Here is a 22,741-nt window from a genome sequence, read left to right on the forward strand (position 1 = left end):
GGGGTCGAGACGCGGAACCGCCCGCCGGGGTGATCCCGACGGGCGGTCCGGTGTGGCTCGGGGAGGGGCTCAGCCCTCGAAGACGCCGGCCTCGACGAGGCGCTTCTCGGTGGCGTCCCAGCCGTCGCCCGGGTGGGCGGTGTTGAGGATGCTCAGCTCGGCCCGGATCTTCGCGGCGTGGCCGGCGGCGGCCAGCACCCGGATCTCCTCGACGAAGGCCTCAGAGTCGGTGCGCAGGTGCACGGTCTTGCCGTTGGTCAGGTTCCGGACGTAGGCGTGCTTGCCGCCGTTGAGCGGAATGACGTACTTGAACTCGCCCAGCACGCTGAGGGCGCCACCCTGGCCAGCCTGGCCGGCCCGGACTGACGCGCGCGCGGTCTTAGAGGTGTTGCTCGCCACGGAGGTACTCCTTGCAAGACGTACGGGAGGACGCGGAAACGTCCGGGGGCTTGGTGCGGGCGACACCCGTGGGTGGCCCGCGGAAGACGTGCGCGGCACAGGCCGCCGATGGAACTGTACACGACCACGATCCCTGGCTGGTCATCGCGTCTGCGGGGTCAACGGCGGTCACCCGTCCGGCTATTCCGTCGGCGAGTTTTCCGATTCTCTGGCGCACCATCCGTCACACCAGTCATCATGTGTTTCAGCAACCACTCGGTGATCGAGGTCGTAGGGGAAGACGCACCTCGCTCTCCGGGAGGTCACCGTGCCAACGCGTGGCGTCGTATACGTCCACTCGACCCCGCTCGCCGTGTGCTCGCACGTCGAGTGGGCGATCGCGCGCGTCCTCGCCGCGCCGGTCAACCTGCAGTGGACGGCTCAGCCCGTCGATCCCGGCGCCCGCCGGGCCGAGTGCGGGTGGACCGGCCGTCCGGGGACGGGCGCCGAGCTGGCTGCTGCCCTCCGGCAGTGGCCCATGATCCGTTTCGAGGTGACCGAAGAGCCGAGCCCCGGCGCGGACGGGGAGCGCTTCATGTACGTCCCGGGGCGGGGCCTGTTCCGGGCCACCGTCGGCGCGGCCGGCGACATTCAGCTCGGCGAGGACCGGCTGCGCAGCATCATGGCCGGCGCGCGGGCGCCGGAGGCCCTCGCGCACGCGCTCGACAAGGCGCTCGGCACCGCGTGGGACGCCGAGCTGGAGCCCTACCGGTACGCCGGGGACGGCGCCCCGGTGACCCTGCTCACCCGGGTCGGCTGACCGCCGCGTCCGGCCCGTACCCGCGCCTGGGCGCGGCGGCGGCCAGCCGGTCGATGCGCGTAGGGTCGGGTTGCCCCGATAAGCGTCGAACTGGTGGGATGGCTCGCGTGTCGATATCTCCGCGACGTGCCGGCGTCGCGCTCGCCGCACTGACCGCACTGCTCCTGTCCGGCTGCGCGGACAAGCCGGACCCGCCGCCGCCAACGCCGGCCGCGAGCGGCGCCTCGGCGACCGCCGCGACTCCCTCCGCCGTCCCCGCCGGTGACCCCGCCGCGCGGGCCGCCGCCCTGGTCGGCACCCTCGCCGACGAGGACCTGGTGGGCCAGGTGCTGATGCCGTACGCCTACGGCGACGCGGCGACGAAGGTCTCGCCCGGCTCGGCGGCCGGCAACCGGGCCCTGGCCGGCGTCGACACCCCGGCCGAGATGATCACGAAGTACCGGCTCGGCGGGCTGATCCTGGTCGGGTTCAGCGCCGACGACCCCACCAAGGGCAACCAGGAGACCACCAACGTCGAGAACCCGAAGCAGGTCCGGGCGCTGACCAGCGGCCTGCGCGAGGCCGCCGGCCGGCTGCCCGCCGGCCCGGCCCCGTTCCTGATCGGCACCGACCAGGAGTACGGCGTGGTCACCCGGATCACCGACGGGGTGACCATGCTGCCCAGCGCCCTCGCGGCCGGGGCGGCCGGCCGGCCGGATTTGACCGAGGCCGCCTGGCGGGCGGCCGGCGCGGAACTCGCCGCGATGGGCATCAACCTGGACTTCGCCCCCGTCGCCGACGTGCTCGCCACCCGCAGCACGGTGATCGGCTCGCGGTCGTTCGGCGCGGACCCGGCGCGGGCCGCCGCCCAGGTCGGAGGCGCCGTCCGGGGGCTGCAGAGCGCGGGCGTCGCGGCCACCGTCAAGCACTTCCCCGGGCACGGACACAGCGCCGCAGACTCGCACCAGGACCTGCCGGTGCTCGAGCAGTCCCGCAAGGCGCTGGAGACCGGGGCATGGCCGCCCTTCGCCGCCGGCATCGACGCCGGCGCGATGGCCGTCATGTCCGCCCACCTCGACGCCCGGTCGGTCGACCCTGGCACCGCCGCCACCTTCTCGCGCAAGCTGCTCACCGACGTGCTCCGCGGTCAACTCGGCTTCCGCGGCGTGGTGATCACCGACGGGATGAACATGCCGCCGGCCAAACGCTGGCCGCCGGGAGAGGCCGCGGTCCGCGCGCTGACGGCGGGCAACGACCTCATCCTGATGCCGCCGCACGTCGGTCAGGCGTACGACGGGCTGCTCGCCGCGCTGCGCGACGGCTCGCTGCCCCGGTCCCGCCTGGTCGAGGCGGCGACCCGGGTGCTGACCATGAAGTTCACGCTGGCCGACCGGCCGGCCCCGGAGCTGTCCACGCTGGCCGGGCCGGCGCACCGGAAGGCGGCCGAGGAGCTGGCCGCCGCGGCGGTCACCGTGCTGCGCGGCTCCTGCGATTCCGGCGTCCGGGGCCCGGTGACCGTCACCTCCTCCGGCGGGCGGGACCACACCCGGGCGGCGCTGACCGAGGCGCTGACCGCGGCCGGGGTCCGGGTGGTGCCGAACGGCGGGACGGTCGTGCACCTGGTCGGGTACGGCGACGGCGCCGGTGACCTGCGCGCCGACGCCGCCGTCACGGTCGCCATGGACACGCCGTACGTGCTGGCCGCCGCGAAGTCGCCGACGCTGCTGGCCACCTACTCGTCGAGCCGTGCGTCGATGACCGCGCTGGCCGGGGTGCTGGCCGGCAAGGCCCGGCCGGGCGGCCGGTCCCCGGTCCCGGTGACCGGCCTGCCCGCCACCTCCTGTGACAGCTGACCGCCGCCTCCCGGCTCCAGCTGCGGAAGCGCCGACCCGGAATTCCCTTCGCGGTGGCGTGCCCCGGCTGGCAGCCTCGGTGCCCATGGGAGCGGCTGAGGGATTCGGGTACGTCGAGCGGGCGGACGGCACGGTGGTGATCACGCACCACGGGCGGGTGGCCGGCACGCTTCGCGGCGGCCGGGCGGCGCAGTTCCTGGCGGAGGTCGACGACGACCCGCAGCTGGTGATGGCCCGGTGGACCGGAAACTACCGCCGGGGCAACGAGCGGACCGCGAAGCGGCACCCGCGCAACCAGGGCTGAGCGACGCTAAGGGCCCGCGCTCGCCGAGCGCGGGCCCTTCGGGCGGGTAGCGGCGGCTACAGCGGGATGTTGCCGTGTGCGCCCCGGGCGGCCGGCGCGGCAGCGAGGGCCTCGGCGATCCGCCGGCGGGTCTCGGCCGGCTTGATCACGTCGTCCACCACACCGATCTCCAGCGCCCGGTTCACCCCGCCGGCGACCCGGATCTGCTCCTCGATCAGCTCGGCGCGCAGCGCCTCCCGCTCCTCGACGGGAGCGGCGGCGAGCCGCTTGCGGTGCAGGATGTTCACCGCCGCGCTCGCACCCATCACCGCGACCTCCGCGTTCGGCCAGGCGAAGACCGCGGTGGCGCCGAGCGAGCGGGAGTTCATCGCGATGTACGCCCCGCCGTACGCCTTGCGGGTCACCAGCGTCACCCGCGGCACCACCGCCTCGGCGAAGGCGTGCAGCAGCTTCGCCCCGCGCCGCACCACGCCGTCCCACTCCTGACCCAGACCGGGCAGGTAGCCGGGCACGTCGACCAGCACGATCAGTGGCACCCCGAGCGAGTCGCACATCCGCACGAACCGGGCCGCCTTCTCGGCGCTGGACGCGTCGAGGCAGCCACCCAGCCGCAGCGGGTTGTTGGCGATCACGCCGACCGTCCGGCCGGCGAACCGGCCGAGCGTGGTGACGACGTTCGGCGCCCATTTGGCGTGCAGCTCGACGCCGGGCACGTCGAGCAGGGCCTTCACCACCGGCTTGACGTCGTACGCCCGGTTGGCCTCCGCCGGCATCTTCGCGGCCAGGTCGTGGCCGTCCTCGCCGGTGGTGGGCACGTCGTCCGGGGAGAGCCGGCCCTGGTGGCCCAGCAGCGCGGCCAGCTTGCGCGACTCGGCGAGCGCCGCCTCGTCGTCGGCGCAGGTCACGTGGACCACACCGGAGCGCCGGCCGTGCGGCTCGGGGCCACCGAGGCGCTCCATGTCGACCTGCTCGCCGGTGACGCTGCGGACCACCTCGGGACCGGTGACGAAGATCCGTCCGGCGCCGCTCATCACCACGATGTCGGTCAGCGCCGGCCCGTACGCCGCCCCACCGGCGGCCGGGCCGAGCACCACGGAGATCTGCGGCACCCGGCCGGAGGCCCGGACCATCGCGGCGAAGACCTGGCCGACGGCGTCGAGCGCGACCACACCCTCGGCCAGCCGCGCCCCGCCGGAGTGCCAGAGACCGAGCACCGGCACCCGCTCCCGGACGGCGGTGTCGATCGCGTCCACGATGTGCCGGCACCCCTCGGTGCCCATGGCACCGCCCATCTTCGTCGCGTCGGTGGCGTACGCGATGGCGGGCGTGCCCTCGATCTCGCCGCGGGCCCAGAGCACCCCGGAGGTGTCCCGGGGCGCCAGCAGGCGCAGCGAGCCGGCGTCGAACAGGGCCCGGAGCCGCAGCTCCGGATCTCGGTAGTCCATGGTGGATGTGTCCGCGCCGACGGCGGTGGTGGTCACGTGAGCCTCCAAGGCTGTGGTCTCAGGCCCGCGTGAAGACGAGAGCCACGTTGTGCCCGCCGAAACCGAACGAGTTGTTCAGCGCGGCGGGGATATCCATGTGGCGCGCCTTGTTGGCGGCCACGTCCAGGGTGAGGCCGTCGTCCGGGTCGTCGAGGTTGATCGTCGGAGGTACGACACCGTCGCGGATCGCCAGGATGGTGGCGATCGACTCCAGCGCGCCCGCCGCACCGAGCAGGTGACCGGACATGGACTTGGTGGCGGTCAGCACCGGGTGGTCGCCCAGCGCCGTCCGCAGTGCGGTGATCTCGGCCATGTCGCCGACCGGAGTCGACGTGGCGTGCGCGTTGACGTGCACGATGTCCAGTTTGGCGACTTCGGCGTCGGCGATCGCCTTCGAAATTGCCCGGATCGCGCCCGCCCCCTCCGGGTGCGGCTGGACGATGTCGTAGCCGTCGGAGGTGATGCCGGCGCCGGCCAGCCGCGCGTACACCCGGGCGCCCCGGGCGGCGGCGTGCTCGGCCCGCTCCAGCACCAGGATGCCCGCGCCCTCGCCGAGCACGAAGCCGTCACGGCCCTTGTCCCACGGCCGGGAGGCCCGCTCCGGCTCGTCGTTGCGGGTGGACATCGCCCGCATCGAGGCGAAGCCGGCGATCGGCAGCGGGTGGATGACCGCCTCGGTGCCGCCGGCCAGCACCACGTCGGCCCGGCCGGCGCGGATCATGTCCAGCCCGAGGGCGATCGCCTCCGCGCCGGTCGCGCAGGCGCTGGCCACCGAGTGCACCCCGGCCTGCGCGCCCAGCTCCAGCCCCACCCAGGCGGCGGGGCCGTTGGGCATGAGCATCGGCACGGTGTGCGGGGAGACCCGGCGCGGGCCGGACGCCTCCAGGATGTCGTCCTGGGCGAGCAGGGTGACCGCCCCGCCGATGCCCGAGCCGACGCTGACCCCCAGCCGCTCCGGGTCCAGCCCGGAGTCGGCCAGGCCGGCGTCCGCCCAGGCCTGGTGCGCGGCGATCAGCGCGATCGCCTCGGAACGGTCCAGCCGGCGCAGCTTGACCCGGTCCAGCAGGCCGGCCGGATCCACCGCCAGCTGGGCGGCGATCCGGACCGGCAGCTGCTCCGCCCACTCCTGGGTGAGCGCGCTCGCCCCGGAGCGGCCGGCGAGCATGGCGTCCCAGGTCGACGCGACGTCCCCGCCCAGCGGGGTGGTCGCGCCGAGCCCGGTGACGACGACGTCGGTGCGATTCATGATTAGGACTGCGCCTCGATGTAGCTGACGGCGTCGCCGACGGTCTTCAGGTTCTGCACCTCGTTGTCCGGGATCTTGACGCCGAACTTCTCCTCGGCCGCCACCACGACCTCCACCATGGAGAGCGAGTCGACGTCCAGGTCGTCGGTGAAGGACTTCCCCTCGGCCACGTCGTCCGGGTTCACCCCGGCAACCTCTTCGAGGATCTCGGCGAGGCCGGCGGTGATCTCGTCACGGGTCATTGCGGTTGGTTCCTCTCATAGGGGGTTGTTCTCCGCCGGGCGGCGGGGCGGCGCGGCGGGCGCCGCGCCGGGGATCAGGGGCACCGGACGACCTGACCGGCGTAGGTGAGGCCGCCGCCGAAGCCGAACAGCAGCACCGGGGCGCCGGAGGGCACCTCCCGCCGCTCGACCAGCTTCGACAGGGCCAGCGGCACGCTCGCCGCCGAGGTGTTGCCGGACTCGACGATGTCCTTGGCGATGATCGCGTCCGGGATGTTGAGCCGCTTGGCGATGCCGTCGATGATCCGGGCGTTGGCCTGGTGCGGCACGAAGGCGGCCAGCTCCGACGGGTCCACCCCGGCACGCTCGCACGCCTGCAGCGCCAGCGGCGCCAGCGCGGTGGTGGCCCAGCGGAAGACCGCCTGCCCCTCCTGCTGGATGTACGGGCGCCAGCCCTCGATGCGGACCGCGTCGCTCTTCTCCGGCACCGAACCCCAGACCACCGGGCCGACGCCTGAGGGCTCGCCCTCGGCCGCGGCGGTGACCACCGCCGCGCCGGCGCCGTCAGCGAAGATGATGCAGGTCGACCGGTCCGTCCAGTCGGTGAAGTCGGAGAGCTTCTCCGCCCCGATGACGATCGCGTTGCGCGACGCCCCGGCACGGATCGCGTGGTCGACGGTGCCCAGCGCGTACGCGAAACCCGAGCAGGCGGTGTTGATGTCGTACGCCCCGGGCGCGGTGATGCCCAGCTTGCCGGCGACCCGGCAGGCCACGTTCGGGCTGCGGTCGACCGACGTGCAGGTGGCCACCACGACCAGGTCGATGTCGGCGGCGGTGAGACCGGAGTTGGCCAGCGCCTTGCCGGCGGCGGCCGCGGCCATGTCGGCCACCGACTCACCGTCGGCGATCCGCCGGGTGACGATGCCGACCCGGTCACGGATCCACTCGTCGTTGGTCTCCACCAGTTGGGCGATCTCGTCGTTGGTGACCACCCGGGAGGGCTGGTAGTGGCCCAGCGAGACGATCCGGCTGCCGGTCATGCGTGACCTCCGATACGGGCGAGCGGTTGGCCCGGGGCGACCGGGTCGTCGTGGTCGGCGAGCCACTCGGTGAGCACGCCGCTGTCGTGGGCGGTCACCTCGACCGGGCCCTGCCGGGTGACCACGTGGCCGATGACCTGGCCGGCGCGGAGCGTCTCGCCCTCGGCGAGGGTCTCGGCCGGGGTGAAGGTGCCGGCCGAGGGCGCGACCACCACCCGGAAGTGGATGGTCGGTTCGTGGCTCGGCGCCATCCCGTGCCGGGCGATCAGGTCCCGGGCGGCGGGCAGGTCGTCGGGGGTGTTCAGGGTGACGATCTCCGGGGCACCGGGGCCCTTGAGCTCGCGCTTGACCAGACCGGCCAGCGTGCCGGCCGGCGGCAGCTCGATCACGCCGGTCACCCCGAGGTCGGCCAGCGTACGCATGCAGAGGTCCCAGCGGACCGGCGCGGTGACCTGGCGGACCAGCCGCTGCACCATGTCCCGCCCGTGGTTGACCGCCGCGCCGTCGAGGTTCGACAGCAGGATCCGGGCCGGGTCGGCCGGGGTGATCCCGCCGGCCACGGCGGCCAGCGCCGCCTCGGCGGGAGCCATGTACGGGGTGTGGAAGGCGCCGGCCACCTGCAGCCGGATGATCCGCGTCTTCGCCGGCGGTTCGGTGGCGAGCTTCTCCAGCCCGTCCAGCGCGCCGGCGGCGACGATCTGGCCGGCGCCGTTGCGGTTGGCCGGGTGCAGCCCGTGCGCGGCGATCGCGGCGAGCACCTCGTCCTGGTCGCCCCCCAGCACGGCGGCCATCCCGGTCGGCTCCAGCGCGCAGGCGGCGGCCATCTCGCGGCCGCGTACGCCGGCCAGCGTGATCGCCGCCTCCGCCGGGAGCACCCCGGCGAGCGCCGCCGCGCCCAGCTCACCGACGCTGTGGCCGGCGGTGAGCGAGACGTCGTACATCGGCAGGTGCTCGGCGGCGAGCAGCGCCGCCGCGACCAGCAGCGGCTGGGTGCGGGCGGTGTCCTTGATCTCGTCGGCGTCCGCGGTGGTGCCGAGGTGCACCAGGTCGACCCCGGCCAGAGCCGACCACCAGCGCAGCCGCGCCTCGGTGCCGGTCAGGTCGAGCCAGGGAGTCAGGAAGCCGGGTTTCTGCGAACCCTGGCCGGGAGAAAGTACGGCGAGCACGTGTATGACTCTCCCGGATACGCGCGGGTAGCGCTGTGCCGCCCCCGACCAAACCACACTAGAACCTTTGGAGGGATTCTACAAAGATCGGCGACGATCATCACCTGTCTGTGATGTTTTACCTACGGCTGGGGTCATTGTCTGGGTCGGGGCGACTGGGACCACCGGGTCGAGACGGCCGACGGTGAGGGCCACCTGGAGCGCGAACGCGTCCCGCGGGTCCAGTGGCGAGAAGCCGGTCACCTCCGAGACCCGCCGCAGCCGGTAGCGCACCGTGTTCGGGTGCACGAACAGGGCCCGGGCGGCGCTCTCCAGCGTCCCGCCGGCGGCGAAGAAGGCGTCCAGCGTCTCCAGCAGTTCCCCACCGGCCCGGGCCAGCGTGGCGTAGACGTCGTGGCGCAACCGGCGGCGTGCCTCCGCGTCCCCGGCGAGGGCCCGCTCGGGCAGCAGGTCGGCGGCCGGCACCGGCCGGGGCGCGGCCGGCCACGCCGGCGCCGCCCGGAAGCCGGCCAGCGCGGCCCGGGCCGACTCGGTGGCCTGGTCCAGGCTCGGCACCGCCGGGCCGACCACCACCGGCCCGTCGCCGAACGCGGTGAGCAGCTTCCCGGTGGCCGCGACCGGATCGGCGGCGCCGCCGAGCACCACGACCAGCCGGTCGCCGTGCACCCCGCCGATCACCTCCGCGCCGATCCGCCGGGCCTGGCGGTAGACGGTGTGCAGGACGGCGGAGACCTCCCCGCCGGGGGACCGGCCGACCGCCACCGCCACCGGCGGGGCGTCCGCCCAGCCGAGCGCGGCCGCCCGGCTGGCCAGCACGTCCGGGGAGTCGCCGCGCAGCAGCGCGTCCACCAGCAGGGCCTGCAACCGGGCGTCCCAGGCGCCGCGGGACTCCGCCGCCCGCGCGTAGACCCGGGCCGCGGCGAACGCGATCTCCCGGGAGAAGCGCAGCACCGCCTCGCGCAACTGCTGCTCCTCACCGGGCGCGGCGAGGTGCGGCACCTGCTCCTCGACCACGTCGATGGTCACCTTGATCAGTGCGACGGTCTGCTGGAGGCTGATCGACCGGGCCAGCGCCTGCGGGGCGGTGGCGAAGACCTCGTCGGAGACCTCCTGGGTGCTCACCGCCGTGCCGCCACCGGAGCGCAGCCACTGCACCAGCGACCGGGCGCCGGCCTGGGCCACCAGCATGACCCAGGAGCGCTGGTCGGCCGGGAGCGCCCGGAACCAGGGAAGGGTCTCGTCCATCCGGGCCGCGCTGGCGGTCGCCAGGGCCCCCGCCGCCCGCTCGATCCGGCGCAGCGTGGCCGACAGCTCGGTACCGCCCGGTTCGCTCACCGCTCCAGCCTGACACGCCCTGACCTGCGCATCCACGCGGGGCGGCCGGTCGCCGGGCATCAGGCGGGCGGGGGAGCGGGCAAGCCCAGCTCCTGGGCCAGGATGGCGGCCTGTACCCGGCTGCGCAGGTCCAGCTTGGCGAGAATCCGGCTGACGTGCGTCTTCGTGGTGCTTTCGGCCGTCGCCAGCCGGTCGGCGATCTGCTGGTTGGACAGGCCGAGCCCGAGGCAGGCCAGCACGTCCCGCTCCCGCGGAGTCAGCGTGTCCACCGCCGCCCGGGTGACGGCGGAGGCGGCCGGGGCGGTCGCCGCGAACGCGGTGATCAGCCGGCGGGTCACCGCCGGGGCGATGAACCCCTCGCCCCGGGCGAGCGTGCGCACCGCCGCCACCAGCCCGTCGGCGTCGGTGTCCTTGAGCAGGAAGCCGGCCGCTCCGGCCCGCAGCGCCCCGAATACGTACTCGTCGAGGTCGAAGGTGGTGAGCACGAGCACGTCGGCGAGCCGGTCGGCGACGATTGCCCGGGTCGCCGAGATGCCGTCCAGCCGGGGCATCCGCACGTCGAGCACGGCGACGTCGGGGCGCAGTGACCGGCACAGCCGGACCGCCTCCGCGCCGTCGTCCGCCTCGGCCACCACCTCGATGCCCGGCGCGGCGGCCAGGATCAGGCCCAGCCCGGCCCGCACCGCCGGCTGGTCGTCGGCGAGCAGCACCCGGATCGGCCCGGTCATGACCGCCCCCCGTCGCGTCGCCGGGTGGCCGTCCACCCGTTCACGGGCATCCCTTCTGTCGGCAGTTCCGCCCGTACCCGCCAGCGGCCGTCCGCCCGGCCGGCGGAGAACACGCCGTTCACCAGCATCGTCCGCTCCCGCATCCCGATCAGGCCAGCGCCCGCCCCGGTCAGCGGCGACCGGCCGGCGGCGACCGGGTTCTCCACCGTGACCGTCACCCCCGCCGGCTCGTACGCGACCACCAGGTCGGCCTCACCGCCACCGTGCTTGAGCGCGTTGGTCAGCGATTCCTGCACGATCCGGTACGCGGTCAGGTCCACCCCGACCGGCAGGCCGCGCGGCTCGCCGCGCAGCCGCACCCGGACCGTCAGGCCGGCGGCGCGGGCCCGCTCGACCAGCCCGTTCACCTCGCCCAGCCGGGCCCGGGTCGCTTCCTCCGTCGCGTCCGCCGCGCCGCCGTCGGCGGGTTCCCGCAGCAGCCCGATCATCTGCCGCATCTCGGCCAGCCCCTGCACGCTGTTCTCCCGGATCACCCGCAACGCCGACTCGACCTGCCGGCGGTCCAACCCGGGCACGGACAGTGCCGCCGTGGCGTGGATGGCCACCGCGCTCAGGTGGTTGGCGATCACGTCGTGCAGCTCCCGGGCCATCCGGGCCCGTTCCGCGCCGACCGCCTGCCGCCGGTCCAACTCGACCAGCCGGGCCGTCTGCTCGGCCCGGGCGCGCTCGGCCGCCGCCTGGTCGCGGTACTGCCGCACGCTGATCCCGGTGACCACCGGCAGCACCCCGGCCAGCACCACCGGCGCCGCGAACCCCACGCCGCGCCAGTCGCCGGTCAGCAGCACCCCGACCGCGGTGGCGAGCACGCTGAGCCCGACGGTGATCCGCACCAGCCACCGCCACGTTCGGCCGGGGCCGAACACGCAGGCGTCGTAGAGCACCTGGGTGTAGACCAGCACGGTGGCCAGTGACCCGCCCAGCAGCAGGTCGGCCGCCACCGCCGCGGTGCCGAGTGCCAGGCTGGCGCGACTGGCCACCCGACGCAGGCCGATCGCCGCGCAGACCGCCGCGAGCGGCAGCAGGAACAGCGGCTCGGGCAGGTTCGGAGCCCAGGACAGCTGCGGCTGGGTGTCCAGGCCGTACAGCACCAGGCCGCCGGCGAGCGACGCCGCGGCCAGCGCGAGGTCCCGGCCGAGCGTGTCGGGCCCGAGCCACGGAGGTGGTCGCATGGCTCCGATCCCACCACGGCCGCCGCCGGCCGGGCTCCGACCGGTGGCGGAGGTCGCGCCGGCCCGCCTCCACCGAACGGGGTACGTCGCCTCCCCGCGCCCAGGGCTGATCAAGGCACGCGCTGCACAGCTCGTCGGCCCCGGCCAGTACGGTGACAGGGCACGGTCGGGGTGACCACCGGCGGGCGATGGCGAACGTGAGGAGACCGGGATGGCGCACGGGGAGGCCGAGCACGGCTGCGCCCAGGGCGAGCCCTGCCGGACGGGCCACCACGAGCAGCAGGCCGCGGCCAAACACCACCGCCGGCTGGTCGGCGGGTCTCCCACCCACCCGGGCGAGGCCGCCGCAGGCCGCGCGTCCGAGCGCGCCGAGGAGGACGTCCCGATACCACGGCAGCGCGCCGTCGAGCCGGCCCTGCCCGGTGACCCGGAGCCGGGCGGGGCGCCGGGCTGCCGCAGCGAGCTGCCCGGCTGGGCCGGCGCGCACCGGCACGGCCCGGTCCGCCCCCGCCAACGGGCCGTGCGCCGGGAGCGGCCGCCGCGTCGCTGGTGCTGACCCCGCTGCGACCGCCCGGCCGCTAGCGTGGTCGAGGTGAGGGCGATCGCGATCGACGGGTACGGCCCGGCCGACCTGCTCACCGCGCGGGAGCTGCCGGATCCTCCGGTCGGCCCGGACACGGTGCTGGTGCACGGCGCGTCGGGCGGGGTCGGTCATCTGGCGGTCCAGATCGCCCGGGCGCTCGGCGCCGGCCGGCTGACCGTCCACGTGGAACGGACGCTCCCGCTGGCGCAGGCGGCGGACGCGCACCGCCTGGTGGCGGCGGGGCACGTCCGCGGCACGGTGGTCCTGGAGGTGTGACCGGGCCGCCCGGCACCGGCCGGGGCAGGAACGCCCGGGGCGGTCAGCGGGTGCGGCGGCGGATCAGCAGCGCGATCCCGGCCAGCCCGGCCGTGATGACCAGCATCACCGCCACGTTGAGCAGCAGTAGACGCTGGAGTTCGGCGAGCGCCTCGTCGATGTCCTTCGCCGGGTTCAGCGAGTCTTCCGGGATGACCCGCTCGCCGCCGCCGACGCCGCCGCTGACCGTGTCCAACTGCCGCTCCAGCGGCACCCCAGCGGTACGCAGCGTCTCCGACATGCTCAGCCGGCCCAGGAACCACCCGGCGGTGGCCTTGCGGGCGCCCGGCTGCTTGGCCGGGCGGTACACCCGCGGGCCGCCGACGGCCTTCGGGTAGAGGTCGTAGGTCTGCTTCGGCTCCTCGCCGGCGAGCACCACGATGGTGTACTTCGGACCGAGCGCGGCGGCTTTCGGCCCGGTGGCCTGGCCGGTCCGCCCGAGGAAGTTGACCTGGTCGATGATCGCCACCACGTGCACCGGGTGGGTGTCGGCGCGCAGCCGCAGCGGCTCGGCGAGGCCCTCGCCGGTGATGTCCACCCCGGCGAGCGGCGGCTTCGGCGCCGCCTTCGCCGGGCCGGCCAGGCCGAGCGACAGGACGGCCACGACCAACCCACCCGCCACCGCGGTGACGAGCCGCCTCATCCTCCGGACCATCGCCGCCTCCTCGCCCCGTTCGATGGGTGGCTTCGCTGCAGGTCACGCGTTGGCTGGTCGACGGAGGCGAGAACCCCCGCCGGCCGGGTACCCACCTCAAAAGACTCCGTAGAACGTCGATCGGTTGCAGCTCGTGGAACAGTAATTGGAACTATCTGTGATCTCGGCTCGACTAACGAGCAGCAGCCGTTGATCAGCGGGCGGATCGTACCTTTGCGGAGGGGTTCATGGGGGGCAGGGTGTCACGTGTGGCGCGTACGTGGACAGCGGTGTTCGGCGTGGCGCTCGGTGTGTCGCTGCTGCTGCCGCCGGCGCCGGCGGCCGCGCACAACTCGCTGACCGGCAGCGACCCGCGCGACGGCGCTCGGGTGGCGGCCGCGCCGGCCCGGATCGAGTTGCGGTTCCTGGCGAAACCGGATCCGGCTACGACGAAGATCACACTCACCGGACCGGACAATGTGGCCGCGCTCGGCGGCACGCCGAGTTTCTCGGGCAGTCGGGTCAGCGTGCCGTTCAAGCCAGGCCGGGCCGGGCTCTACATCGTCGGCTACCAGTTGGCGTCCAGCGACGGGCACCCGGTCTCCGGCCAGATCCGGTTCACCCTCACCACCGGCACCCCGGCCGAGCCACCCGCATCAGCCGGCACCGACCCGACGGCTCCGGCGTCCCCGCCCGCGGCCAGCTCGCCGCCGGCCGCCGCCGGCCCGGTGGACACCAGCCCGCCGGTCGCCGCCCGTCCGGCGGCCGGGGAGAGCGGCGACGGGCCGGCCGGATGGCTCTGGGCACTCGGCGGCCTGGTGCTGCTCGGCGCCCTGGTCGCCGGCGTGCTGCTCCGCCGCCGCTCCGCCCGCGGCTGACCTGACCGGCCTCGGCGGCGGCCCGGAAGCCCCGCCGGTCGCCGCCCCGGTCGCGGGTCGTCGGTGACCTCGATCGCCTCGTGGGCCAGGCCGATGCGACGTCGTGCCCGTCGCCCCGGCCGGCCCAATTGCGGGCGACCGGCGCAACCTTCCGCGTGGTGGCGGTGTCGGCACCGGCACCGGTCCGGCGCTGGGCGCGCCTGCTGCCGCTGGCGCGTGGGGCGTGGGTCAGACCAGGCGGGTGCGGGCGGCGCGCAGCCGGGTCAGGGTGCGCTCGCGGCCGAGCACCTCCAGCGACTCGAACAGCGGCAGCCCGACGGTGCGGCCCGTGACGGCGACCCGGACCGGGGCCTGGGCCTTGCCGAGCTTGAGGCCGCGCTCGGCGCCGATCGCCTCCAGGGTCGCCTTCAGCGATTCGGCGTCCCACGACTCCAACGCCCCGAACGCGGCGACGGCGGCGTCGAGCAGTTCCGCCGAGCCCTCCTTCATCGCCTTGGCCCAGGCCGCCTCGTCGACCAGTGGCGAGGCGAGGAAGAGGAAGTCGACGTTCGGCACGATCTCGCTGAGCACCGCGATCCGGGTCTGGGCCAGTGGCGCCACGGCGGCGAAGGCGTCCGCGTCGAACTCCTCCGGCTGCCAGGGCGGCGGGGCGATGGTGCCGGTGCCGGTCAGCCACGGCTGGCAGGCGTCGACGAACTCCTCGATCGGCAGGGCCCGGATGTACTCGCCGTTGAACGCGCGCAGCTTCTTCTCGTCGAAGAACGCCGGCGAGGGGTTGACCTCCGCCAGCCGGAACTCCTCCTCGATCACCGACCACGGGACGATCTCCCGGTCGCCCGAGGGCGCCCAGCCGAGCAGCATCAGGTAGTTGCGCATCGCCGCGGCGAGGTAGCCCTCGTCCCGGTACGCCTCCAGGGCGACCTTGTCCCGCCGCTTGGACAGCTTCTGCCGCTTCTCGTTGACCACCACCGGCACGTGCGCCCAGACCGGGGGCTTGACCCCGAGCGCGTCCCAGAGCAGTTGCTGCTTCGGGGTGTTGGGCAGGTGCTCCTCGGCCCGGATCACGTGGGTGATCCCCATGGTCATGTCGTCGACCACGTTGGCCAGCAGGAAGACCGGCGAGCCGTCGCCCCGGGCGATGACGAAGTCCTCGATCAGCTTGTTCTCGAAGGTCGGCTCGCCGCGGATCAGGTCCACCACCACGGTCGTGCCCTCGTCGGGCGTACGGAAGCGCAGGGCGCGACCCTCGCCGGGCTCCAGCCCGCGATCCCGACAGAAGCCGTCGTAGCCGGAGTACTGGGAGCCGGTGCGGGCCTGCACGGCCTCCCGGGTGCAGTCGCAGTAGTACGCCCGGCCGGACTCGAACAGCCGCTGCGCGGCGGCCCGGTGCTCGCCGGCGTACTGGGACTGGAAGTAGGGGCCCTCGTAGCTGCCCCGCTCGATGCCGATCCAGTCCAGCGCCGACAGGATGCCCTCGGTCCATTCCGGCTTGTTGCGCGCCGCGTCGGTGTCCTCGATGCGGAGCACGAAGACCCCGCCCTGCTGCTTGGCGTAGATCCAGTTCTGCAGCGCGGAGCGAGCGCCGCCGACGTGGAACATACCGGTCGGGGAGGGGGCGAAGCGTACACGTACCGTCACGTCCCCAGCCTACGGCGACCCGCGACCGGATTCGGCCAGGGGTGCGGCTCACGGCACTGAGCGGATCTTCACCACCAGGGCGCTGCCCAGCACGGTGACCGCCGCCGTGGTCGCGTAGAGGGCGGGATAGCCGCCCAGGTGCACCACGATCGGGGCGGAGATCGCCGGCCCGAGCACCTGCGGCGCCGAGTTGGCGATGTTGATCACACCGAGGTCCTTGGCCCGGTCGGTGGCCTTCGGCAGCACCTGGGTGATCAGCGCGGCGTCCACCGACAGGTAGACCCCGTAGCCGGCGCCGAGCAGCAGCGCCGCGGTCACCGCGACCGGCCAGACCGGCGCGACGGCGAGCAGCAGCGCGGCCACCGCCATGATCCCGCCGGCGGCGATCACGAACACCTTCCGGCGCCCGGAGCGGTCCGACAGCCGCCCGGCCACCACGGCGGTGGCCGCCAGCCCGGCCGTGTAGAGCAGGATCAGCACCAGCAAGCCGCCCTCGGGATCGGCCAGGCGCACCTCGTCGGTGAGGAAGTAGAGCAGGTAGAGGGTGCCGAGGGCGTTGCCGAGCTGGACCAGGAACCGGGTGATCCAGGCCCAGCCGAAGTCGGGGTGGTGGCGTGGCGACACCCACATCGAGGCCAGCAGGGCGCGCGGTCGCAGCGCCGGGCGGTGCGCCCGGGGCAGCGGGTCGTCGGCGGTGAGCAGCGCGAACGGCAGTGACAACAGCAGCACCGCCGCCGCGATCGCCAGGTAGCCGGCGGCGGTGCCGGTCACCACGGCGGTCACCAGCACCACCCCGAGCACCAGCCCGAGTGCCTGCGGGATGCCCACCCAGCCGGACACCCCGCCCCGCTGCGCGACCGGCACCCGGTCGGGCACGGCCGCGGTCAGGCTGGCCAGCATCGCGTTGAAGCAGACCTGAGCGGCGATCCAGCCCAGGGTCACCCCGAGCACGGTCCGCTGCTGCGCCAGCAGCACCAGGGCCGCCGCGCCGAGCAGGGCGCCGCCCGCGGTCCAGACGTGCCGGCGGCCGAACTCGCGGCCGGCCACCCGTAGGCAGGTCCGGTCCGACAGCGCACCGGCGAGGGGGTTGGCGAGCACCGCGGCGAGCGCGCCCAGGCCGGTGACCACGGCGAGCATCGCCTCCTTGCCGTCCGGCGCGATCCGTTCGATCTGCTGGGGCAGCAGCACCTGGATCGGGGTGAAGAAGGCCATCCAGACGCCGAGGTTGGCCGCGAAGATCAACGCGATCCAGCCCCGCCGGACCGGCACGGTCGGTTCGGCGAGCGCCGCCGGCAGTGAGGTCGGGGTCGGGTCGACGGTGGTCATCGGGTCGCGGGCCCGCGGGAGGCCGCGATCACGTCACGCAGCCAGGCGTACGAGGACTTGGGCGTACGGGCCTGGGTGCGGTAGTCGACGTGGACCAGGCCGAAGCGCTTGGTGAAGCCTTCCGCCCACTCCCAGTTGTCCAGCAGGGACCAGACGAAGTAGCCGGTCACATCCACCCCGTCGTCGATGGCGGCCCGGACCGCGCGTAGGTGTCCGTCGAGGTACGTGATCCGTTCCGGGTCGTGCACCCGGCCGTCGGCGCCCGGGGTGTCGTCGTAGGCGCAGCCGCTCTCGGTGACCTGGATCGGCGGCAGGTCGTCGCGGTACGTGTCCCGCAGCCAGCCGAGCAGCTCGCGTAGCCCTTCGGGGACCACCGGCCAGTCGAAGGCGGTACGCGGGTACCCGGCCAGCGGCACCAGCTCGAACGGCAGCGGTGCGCCCTCCTCGGGTGCCCGCACGCCGGTCGGGTTGTAGTAGTTGACCCCGAGCACGTCGATCGGCGCGGCGATCACGTCGAGGTCCCCGTCGCGCACCACGCCCGGGTCGGCGGCCGGCCCGTCCGGGTAACCGCGCCCGAACAGCGGGTCGGTGAACAGCCGGTTGTGCAGCGCCTCGTACGCGGCCCCGGCCGCCCGGTCGGCGTCGGTGTCGCCGAGCACCCGCACCGGGGAGTAGTTGTTGGCGATGGCGACCGGGCCGCTGCCGCGGGCGCGCAGCGCCGAGACGGCCAGGCCGTGGCCGAGCAGTTGGTGGTGGGCGACGGGGAAGGCGTCGAAGAGCAGCGTCCGGCCCGGGGCGTGCACGCCCATGCCGTACCCGAGGCTCATGTGGATGAACGGCTCGTTGAGGGTGATCCAGAGCCGGACCCGGTCGCCGAGGCGGGCGGCGACCAGGTCGGCGTACTCGGCGAAGCGGTTTGCGGTGTCGCGTTCGAGCCAGCCGCCGGCGTCCTCGAGCGGCTGCGGCAGATCCCAGTGGAAGAGGGTGGCGACCGGGTCGATGCCGTGGACCAGCAGATCGTCGACCAGCCGGTCGTAGAAGTCCAGCCCGCCGGCGTTGCCCGGGCCGGTGCCGCCCGGTTGCACCCGGGGCCAGGCGATCGAGAAGCGGTACGCCGTGACGCCCAGCCCGGCCAGCAGCGCGACGTCCTCGGCGTGCCGGTGGTAGTGGTCGCAGGCGACGTCGCCGGTGCTGCCGTCGACTATCCGCCCCGGGGAGCGGGCGAAGGTGTCCCAGATGGACGGACCACGGCCGTCCTCGCCGACGCCGCCCTCGATCTGGTAGGCGGAGGTGGACACTCCCCAGCGGAATCCGGCGGGGAACTCGGGTGTCGGTGCGGTCGACATGCGGCCTCCCGGTAAACGCGAATCGTGTTCGGGACTCTAGGGCCCGCTCGCCCGTCGCGCCATAGGCCGTGCGGGGCCGGCGCGCAATGGTTTTCGGCGTGTCTTTTCCGAACCCGTCCAGGTAAGTCCGAATTTGCGCATAGAGTGCCGATATCGTGGGATGTCCTCACTGGAGGAAGACGGAAATGATCCTCGTGGAACGCAGTGCGCACGTGGCGGCGCCGGTGGAAGCGGTCTGGAACGTCGTGCAGCGGGCCGAGCAACTGCCGGCCTGGCTGGCGGGGGTCCGCGCGGCCGAGGTGCTCTCGGGGGAGGGCTTCGGGCGGCGGCAGCTGGTCCAGGCCGGGCGCGGCGCGGCGCATGAGGCCGAGGTGATCGCCTACCAGGAGCCGACCCTGATCGGCTGGCGTGAGCGCGCCAAGGGTGCCGGCGCCCGGGCGGAGGCGCGCACCGAGATCTACGTCCAGCTCACTCCCGACGAGGAGGAGGGCGGGACGGTCGTGCGGCTCATCGTCGTACGCTGGCCGGCCGGTCCGGTCAAGGCCGCCCTGCTGCGGCTCGGCCTGCGCAGGGTGGGCGCCGACCTGGAGGACTCGCTCGCCCGGCTGACCGACCTGGCCGCCGTCGGCTGACCGAGCCGCGTCCTGGCGCCACCCGCGATGGCGGTGGCCCGGGTCCCCGCCAGGGACACCGGACCACCGCCCCCTCGCGCCCACCCCAGCCCCGCCCGATCATGGACTTGTGGTGCCCGTTGCACGCCGCTTCGGGAGGTTATGTACCCACCACAACTGCATGATCGACGGGGCGGGGGATGAGGGAGGGCCCGGCGCGGGTGCGGCGGGCCCTCCGTTGCGTACGCCTGGGTCAGCTGTCGCCGCCGGTCTCGCCGACCGGGGCCGCGGTGACGTCGTCGATCGCGTACTTTTTGGCCGCCTCGGCCGGGACGGTGGCCGGCACCGCGCCGCGGAGCGCGAGCTGTCGCAGCGTCGCGACCACCACCGACTCGGCGTCGACGTGGAAGTGGCGGCGCAGGGCGTGCCGGGTGTCGGACACGCCGAACCCGTCGGTGCCCAGCGAGGTGTAGTCACCGGGCACCCAGCGGGCGATCAGGTCCGGCACCGCGCGCATCCAGTCGCTGACCGCGACCTTCGGGCCCTCCGCGTCGGCCAGCTTCTGCTGGATGTACGGCACCCGCGGCTCGCCGCCCGGGTCGAGCAGGTTGTGCTCCTCGCACTCCACCGCGTCCCGGCGTAGCTCCGTCCAGGAGGTCACCGACCAGACGTCGGCGGCCACCCCCCAGTCTTGGGCGAGCAGTTGCTGCGCCCGCAGCGCCCACTGCATGCCGGTGCCGGAGGCGAGCAGGTTGGCCTTCGGCGCGTCCCCGTTGACCTGGGGGGCGGGTGAGTAGCGGTAGATGCCCTTGAGTAGCCCCTCCACGTCCACGTCGGACGGCTCCGCCGGCTGCAGGATCGGCTCGTTGTAGATCGTCAGGTAGTAGAAGACGTTCTCCTGCGCGTCCCCGTACATCCGGTGCAGGCCGTCCTCGACGATGTGCGCGATCTCGAACGCGAACGCCGGGTCGTACGCGACCACCGCCGGGTTGGTGGCGGCGATCAGGTGCGAGTGGCCGTCCTCGTGCTGGAGCCCCTCGCCGTTGAGCGTGGTCCGGCCGGCGGTGGCGCCGAGCAGGAAGCCCCGGGCCATCTGGTCGGCGGCCGCCCACAGCCCGTCCGCGGTGCGCTGGAACCCGAACATCGAGTAGAAGATGTACATCGGGATCATCGGCTCGCCGTGGGTGGCGTACGAGCTCCCGGCCGCGGTGAACGAGGCGACCGAGCCGGCCTCGTTGATCCCCTCGTGCAGGATCTGCCCGCCGGTGGCCTCCTTGTACGACAGGAACAGCTCCCGGTCGACCGCGGTGTACCGCTGCCCGTGCGGCGAGTAGATCTTCTGCGTCGGGAAGAGCGAGTCCATGCCGAAGGTGCGGGCCTCGTCCGGGATGATCGGCACCCAGCGCCTGCCGAAATCCTTGTCCTTCATCAGGTCCTTGAGCAGGCGGACGAAGGCCATGGTGGTGGCCACCTTCTGCTTGCCCGAGCCCCGCTTGACGTCGGAGAAACGCTCGCTGGCCGGGATGGCCAGCGGCGCGGCGGTGACCCGCCGCGACGGCAGGTACCCGCCGAGCTGCGTCCGGCGCTCCTTGAGGTACGCGATCTCGTCGGACTTCTCACCCGGGTGGTAGTACGGCGGCAGGTACGGGTTCTCCTCCAGCGCCGAGTCCGGGATGTCGAGGTAGAGCCGGTCGCGGAAGGTCTTCAGATCCTCCAGCGTCAGCTTCTTCATCTGGTGGGTGGCGTTGCGCGCCTCGAAGTGCGAGCCCAACGTCCAGCCCTTGATGGTCTTGGCCAGGATCACCGTCGGCTGGCCGGTGTGCTCCATCGCCGCCTTGTAGGCCGCGTACAGCTTGCGGTAGTCGTGCCCGCCCCGCTTGAGGTTCCAGATCTCGTCGTCGGAGAGGTGCTCGACCATCTTGCGGGTGCGCGGGTCCCGGCCGAAGAAGTGCTCCCGCACGTACGCCCCGGACTCCGCCTTGTAGGTCTGGTAGTCACCGTCGGGCGTGGTGTTCATCAGGTTGACCAGGGCGCCGTCGGTGTCCGCGGCGAGCAGCGGGTCCCACTCCCGGCCCCAGACGACCTTGATGACGTTCCAGCCGGCGCCCCGGAAGAACGCCTCCAGCTCCTGGATGACCTTGCCGTTGCCGCGGACCGGGCCGTCCAGCCGCTGCAGGTTGCAGTTGATCACGAAGGTGAGGTTGTCCAGCTCCTCGCGGGCGGCCACGCCGATCGCGCCGAGCGTCTCCGGCTCGTCCATCTCGCCGTCGCCCAGGTACGCCCAGACGTGCTGGTCGGAGGTGTCCTTGATGCCCCGGTGGTGCAGGTACCGGTTGAACCGCGCCTGGTAGATCGCGTTCAGCCCGCCCAGCCCCATGGAGACGGTGGGGAACTCCCAGAAGTCCGGCATCAGCCGCGGGTGCGGGTACGACGGCAGGCCGCCGCGCGGGTGGGACAGCTCCTGGCGGAACCCGTCGAGCTGCTCCTCGGTGAGCCGGCCCTCCAGGAACGCCCGGGCGTACATGCCGGGGGAGGCGTGCCCCTGGTAGAAGATGTGGTCGCCACCGCCCGGGTGGTCCTTGCCGCGGAAGAAGTGGTTGAAGCCCACCTCGTAGAGCGACGCCGAGCTGGCGAACGTGGAGATGTGCCCGCCGACGCCGATCTCCGGGCGCTGCGCCCGGTGCACCAGCATCGCGGCGTTCCACCGGACGTACGCCCGGATCCGCCGCTCGACGTGCTCGTCACCCGGGAACCACGGTTCGCGCTCCGGCGGGATGGTGTTGATGTAGTCCGTGGTGGTCAGGGACGGCACCCCGACCTGGCGCTCGCGGGCCCGCTCCAGCAGGCGCAGCATGACGTAGCGGGCGCGTTTGGTCCCGCGTTCGTCGATGACACCGTCGAGCGACTCGACCCATTCGCTGGTCTCTTCAGGGTCGATGTCCGGAAGCTGGCTCGGCAGACCGGCGGTGATCACCGGGCGCTTGCGTTCCGTAGCCACAGGCGTTCCCTCGGTTGTGTGTGGGATAGGTCTCTAGCGCCATCCTGCCCTCTGGTGCCACCCGCCGTCACGTCCACCGGTCCGAGACGCGACGCTCAACACAGGTACCCACCAGTAACTTTACGCGACCGCCCGCGACGACCCGGGCGCTCATGATCGCGGCGCTGGGCGCGACCCTGGCCCTGCTCGGGGTGGGGCTGCGGCAGAATGCGACGTATGCGCAGTGAGGTGATCACCGTCCAGACCGGGACCCGGCCGACCGTCCGGGACATCACCGCCGAGGCCGGGCGGTTCGTCTCCGGCCAGGGCGACGGGCTGCTGCACGTCTTCGTGCCGCACGCCACCGCCGGGCTGGCGATCATCGAGACCGGCTCCGGGTCCGACGACGACCTGCTCAGCGCGGTCGACGACCTGCTGCCCGCCGACGACCGCTGGCGGCACCGGCACGGCTCTCCCGGGCACGGGCGGGACCACGTGCTGCCGGCGTTCCTGCCGCCGTACGCGACGCTGCCGGTGCTCGACGGGCGGCTGGCGCTCGGCACCTGGCAGTCCCTCTGCCTGGTCGACCCCAACGGCGACAACCCCAGCCGCCAGGTCCGCTTCTCCTTCCTCCCGGCCTGACCCACTCC

The 22,741-nt window shown here is 73.7% G+C and carries 21 protein-coding genes and 1 pseudogene; 8 read left to right on the plus strand and 14 right to left on the minus strand.

Annotation, left to right across the window (positions count from 1 at the left end):
- Nucleotides 1–69 precede the first annotated feature (69 nt).
- Nucleotides 70–399 (minus strand): hypothetical protein, encoded by a 330-nt coding sequence (locus C1I99_RS10195; RefSeq protein WP_111133971.1) that lies wholly within the window; start codon nucleotides 397–399, stop codon nucleotides 70–72.
- Nucleotides 400–706: 307 nt separating this feature from the next.
- On the opposite strand from C1I99_RS10195, the gene C1I99_RS10200 reads away from it, so the two are divergent.
- From C1I99_RS10200 to C1I99_RS10210, 3 genes are all read left to right on the plus strand, one after another.
- Complete coding sequence (locus C1I99_RS10200) at nucleotides 707–1,198, plus strand: DUF3145 domain-containing protein (protein WP_111133972.1); 492 nt, start codon at nucleotides 707–709, stop codon at nucleotides 1,196–1,198.
- 98 nt (nucleotides 1,199–1,296) lie between these two features.
- The gene (locus tag C1I99_RS10205) at nucleotides 1,297–3,030 is read left to right on the plus strand and encodes a glycoside hydrolase family 3 protein (protein ID WP_111133973.1); all 1,734 of its coding nucleotides are present in this window, start codon (nucleotides 1,297–1,299) and stop codon (nucleotides 3,028–3,030) included.
- An 85-nt stretch (nucleotides 3,031–3,115) separates the two neighbouring features.
- Nucleotides 3,116–3,334, plus strand: a complete 219-nt coding sequence (locus C1I99_RS10210) for a hypothetical protein (protein ID WP_111133974.1) — start codon at nucleotides 3,116–3,118, stop codon at nucleotides 3,332–3,334.
- A 56-nt stretch (nucleotides 3,335–3,390) separates the two neighbouring features.
- Here C1I99_RS10210 and C1I99_RS10215 read toward each other — a convergent pair whose 3' ends face one another.
- The 8 genes and pseudogenes from C1I99_RS10215 to C1I99_RS10250 form a co-directional block, all read right to left on the minus strand.
- On the minus strand, nucleotides 3,391–4,779 hold the full coding sequence (locus tag C1I99_RS10215; RefSeq protein ID WP_199562067.1) for an acyl-CoA carboxylase subunit beta: 1,389 nt from the start codon (nucleotides 4,777–4,779) through the stop codon (nucleotides 3,391–3,393).
- Nucleotides 4,780–4,837: 58 nt separating this feature from the next.
- A complete protein-coding gene (gene fabF, locus C1I99_RS10220; protein WP_111133976.1) occupies nucleotides 4,838–6,064 on the minus strand; it encodes a beta-ketoacyl-ACP synthase II in 1,227 nt (408 codons plus the stop codon).
- A gap of 2 nt (nucleotides 6,065–6,066) precedes the next feature.
- Nucleotides 6,067–6,306, minus strand: a complete 240-nt coding sequence (locus C1I99_RS10225) for an acyl carrier protein (protein ID WP_007072348.1) — start codon at nucleotides 6,304–6,306, stop codon at nucleotides 6,067–6,069.
- Between the two features lie 74 nt (nucleotides 6,307–6,380).
- Nucleotides 6,381–7,325 carry a beta-ketoacyl-ACP synthase III gene (locus tag C1I99_RS10230; RefSeq protein ID WP_111133977.1) on the minus strand — a complete coding sequence of 315 codons (945 nt, stop codon included), beginning with the start codon at nucleotides 7,323–7,325 and terminating at the stop codon, nucleotides 6,381–6,383.
- Nucleotides 7,322–8,491, minus strand: coding sequence for an acyltransferase domain-containing protein (locus C1I99_RS10235; protein ID WP_111133978.1), 1,170 nt, complete (start codon nucleotides 8,489–8,491; stop codon nucleotides 7,322–7,324). The genes C1I99_RS10230 and C1I99_RS10235 overlap by 4 nt, the downstream gene beginning before the upstream one ends.
- Nucleotides 8,492–8,569: 78 nt before the next feature.
- Complete coding sequence (locus C1I99_RS10240) at nucleotides 8,570–10,057, minus strand: PucR family transcriptional regulator (RefSeq protein ID WP_438941400.1); 1,488 nt, start codon at nucleotides 10,055–10,057, stop codon at nucleotides 8,570–8,572.
- Nucleotides 9,982–10,554, minus strand: a pseudogene (locus C1I99_RS10245) (response regulator transcription factor); the annotation flags it as partial. The gene C1I99_RS10240 and the pseudogene C1I99_RS10245, both read right to left, overlap by 76 nt.
- Nucleotides 10,551–11,783 carry a sensor histidine kinase gene (locus tag C1I99_RS10250; RefSeq protein ID WP_111133980.1) on the minus strand — a complete coding sequence of 411 codons (1,233 nt, stop codon included), beginning with the start codon at nucleotides 11,781–11,783 and terminating at the stop codon, nucleotides 10,551–10,553. The pseudogene C1I99_RS10245 and the gene C1I99_RS10250, both read right to left, overlap by 4 nt.
- A 211-nt stretch (nucleotides 11,784–11,994) precedes the next feature.
- Here C1I99_RS10250 and C1I99_RS10255 point away from each other — a divergent pair, with 211 nt between their 5' ends.
- Both C1I99_RS10255 and C1I99_RS10260 read left to right on the plus strand, forming a co-directional pair.
- A complete protein-coding gene (locus C1I99_RS10255; RefSeq protein ID WP_111133981.1) occupies nucleotides 11,995–12,339 on the plus strand; it encodes a hypothetical protein in 345 nt (114 codons plus the stop codon).
- A 36-nt stretch (nucleotides 12,340–12,375) separates the two neighbouring features.
- Nucleotides 12,376–12,642, plus strand: a complete 267-nt coding sequence (locus tag C1I99_RS10260; protein WP_233512446.1) for a zinc-binding dehydrogenase — start codon at nucleotides 12,376–12,378, stop codon at nucleotides 12,640–12,642.
- A 43-nt stretch (nucleotides 12,643–12,685) separates the two neighbouring features.
- Here the strand turns inward: C1I99_RS10260 and C1I99_RS10265 are convergent, their stop codons facing one another.
- Nucleotides 12,686–13,336 (minus strand): hypothetical protein, encoded by a 651-nt coding sequence (locus tag C1I99_RS10265; protein WP_111133983.1) that lies wholly within the window; start codon nucleotides 13,334–13,336, stop codon nucleotides 12,686–12,688.
- A gap of 248 nt (nucleotides 13,337–13,584) precedes the next feature.
- Here C1I99_RS10265 and C1I99_RS10270 point away from each other — a divergent pair, with 248 nt between their 5' ends.
- On the plus strand, nucleotides 13,585–14,193 hold the full coding sequence (locus C1I99_RS10270; RefSeq protein ID WP_233512447.1) for a copper resistance CopC family protein: 609 nt from the start codon (nucleotides 13,585–13,587) through the stop codon (nucleotides 14,191–14,193).
- A 228-nt stretch (nucleotides 14,194–14,421) separates the two neighbouring features.
- Here the strand turns inward: C1I99_RS10270 and gltX are convergent, their stop codons facing one another.
- From gltX to C1I99_RS10290, 3 genes are read right to left on the minus strand one after another with little or no spacing between them, the layout of a single operon-like run.
- Complete coding sequence (gltX, locus tag C1I99_RS10280) at nucleotides 14,422–15,831, minus strand: glutamate--tRNA ligase (RefSeq protein ID WP_111133985.1); 1,410 nt, start codon at nucleotides 15,829–15,831, stop codon at nucleotides 14,422–14,424.
- 48 nt (nucleotides 15,832–15,879) lie between these two features.
- On the minus strand, nucleotides 15,880–17,157 hold the full coding sequence (locus C1I99_RS10285; RefSeq protein ID WP_111133986.1) for an MFS transporter: 1,278 nt from the start codon (nucleotides 17,155–17,157) through the stop codon (nucleotides 15,880–15,882).
- Nucleotides 17,154–18,503 (minus strand): GH1 family beta-glucosidase, encoded by a 1,350-nt coding sequence (locus C1I99_RS10290; protein ID WP_111133987.1) that lies wholly within the window; start codon nucleotides 18,501–18,503, stop codon nucleotides 17,154–17,156. Before C1I99_RS10290 ends, C1I99_RS10285 begins: the two co-directional genes overlap by 4 nt.
- Before the next feature lie 185 nt (nucleotides 18,504–18,688).
- Between C1I99_RS10290 and C1I99_RS10295 the strand changes: the two genes are divergently transcribed.
- Complete coding sequence (locus C1I99_RS10295; protein ID WP_111133988.1) at nucleotides 18,689–19,135, plus strand: SRPBCC family protein; 447 nt, start codon at nucleotides 18,689–18,691, stop codon at nucleotides 19,133–19,135.
- A 232-nt stretch (nucleotides 19,136–19,367) separates the two neighbouring features.
- Here the strand turns inward: C1I99_RS10295 and aceE are convergent, their stop codons facing one another.
- A complete protein-coding gene (gene aceE / locus C1I99_RS10300) occupies nucleotides 19,368–22,112 on the minus strand; it encodes a pyruvate dehydrogenase (acetyl-transferring), homodimeric type (protein WP_111133989.1) in 2,745 nt (914 codons plus the stop codon).
- Nucleotides 22,113–22,328: 216 nt separating this feature from the next.
- On the opposite strand from aceE, the gene C1I99_RS10305 reads away from it, so the two are divergent.
- Entirely contained in the window at nucleotides 22,329–22,733 is a 405-nt protein-coding gene (locus C1I99_RS10305; protein WP_111133990.1) for a YjbQ family protein, read from the plus strand.
- Nucleotides 22,734–22,741: the final 8 nt, after the last annotated feature.

The organism is Micromonospora deserti (assembly GCF_003236335.1).
Taxonomy (GTDB): domain Bacteria; phylum Actinomycetota; class Actinomycetes; order Mycobacteriales; family Micromonosporaceae; genus Micromonospora; species Micromonospora deserti.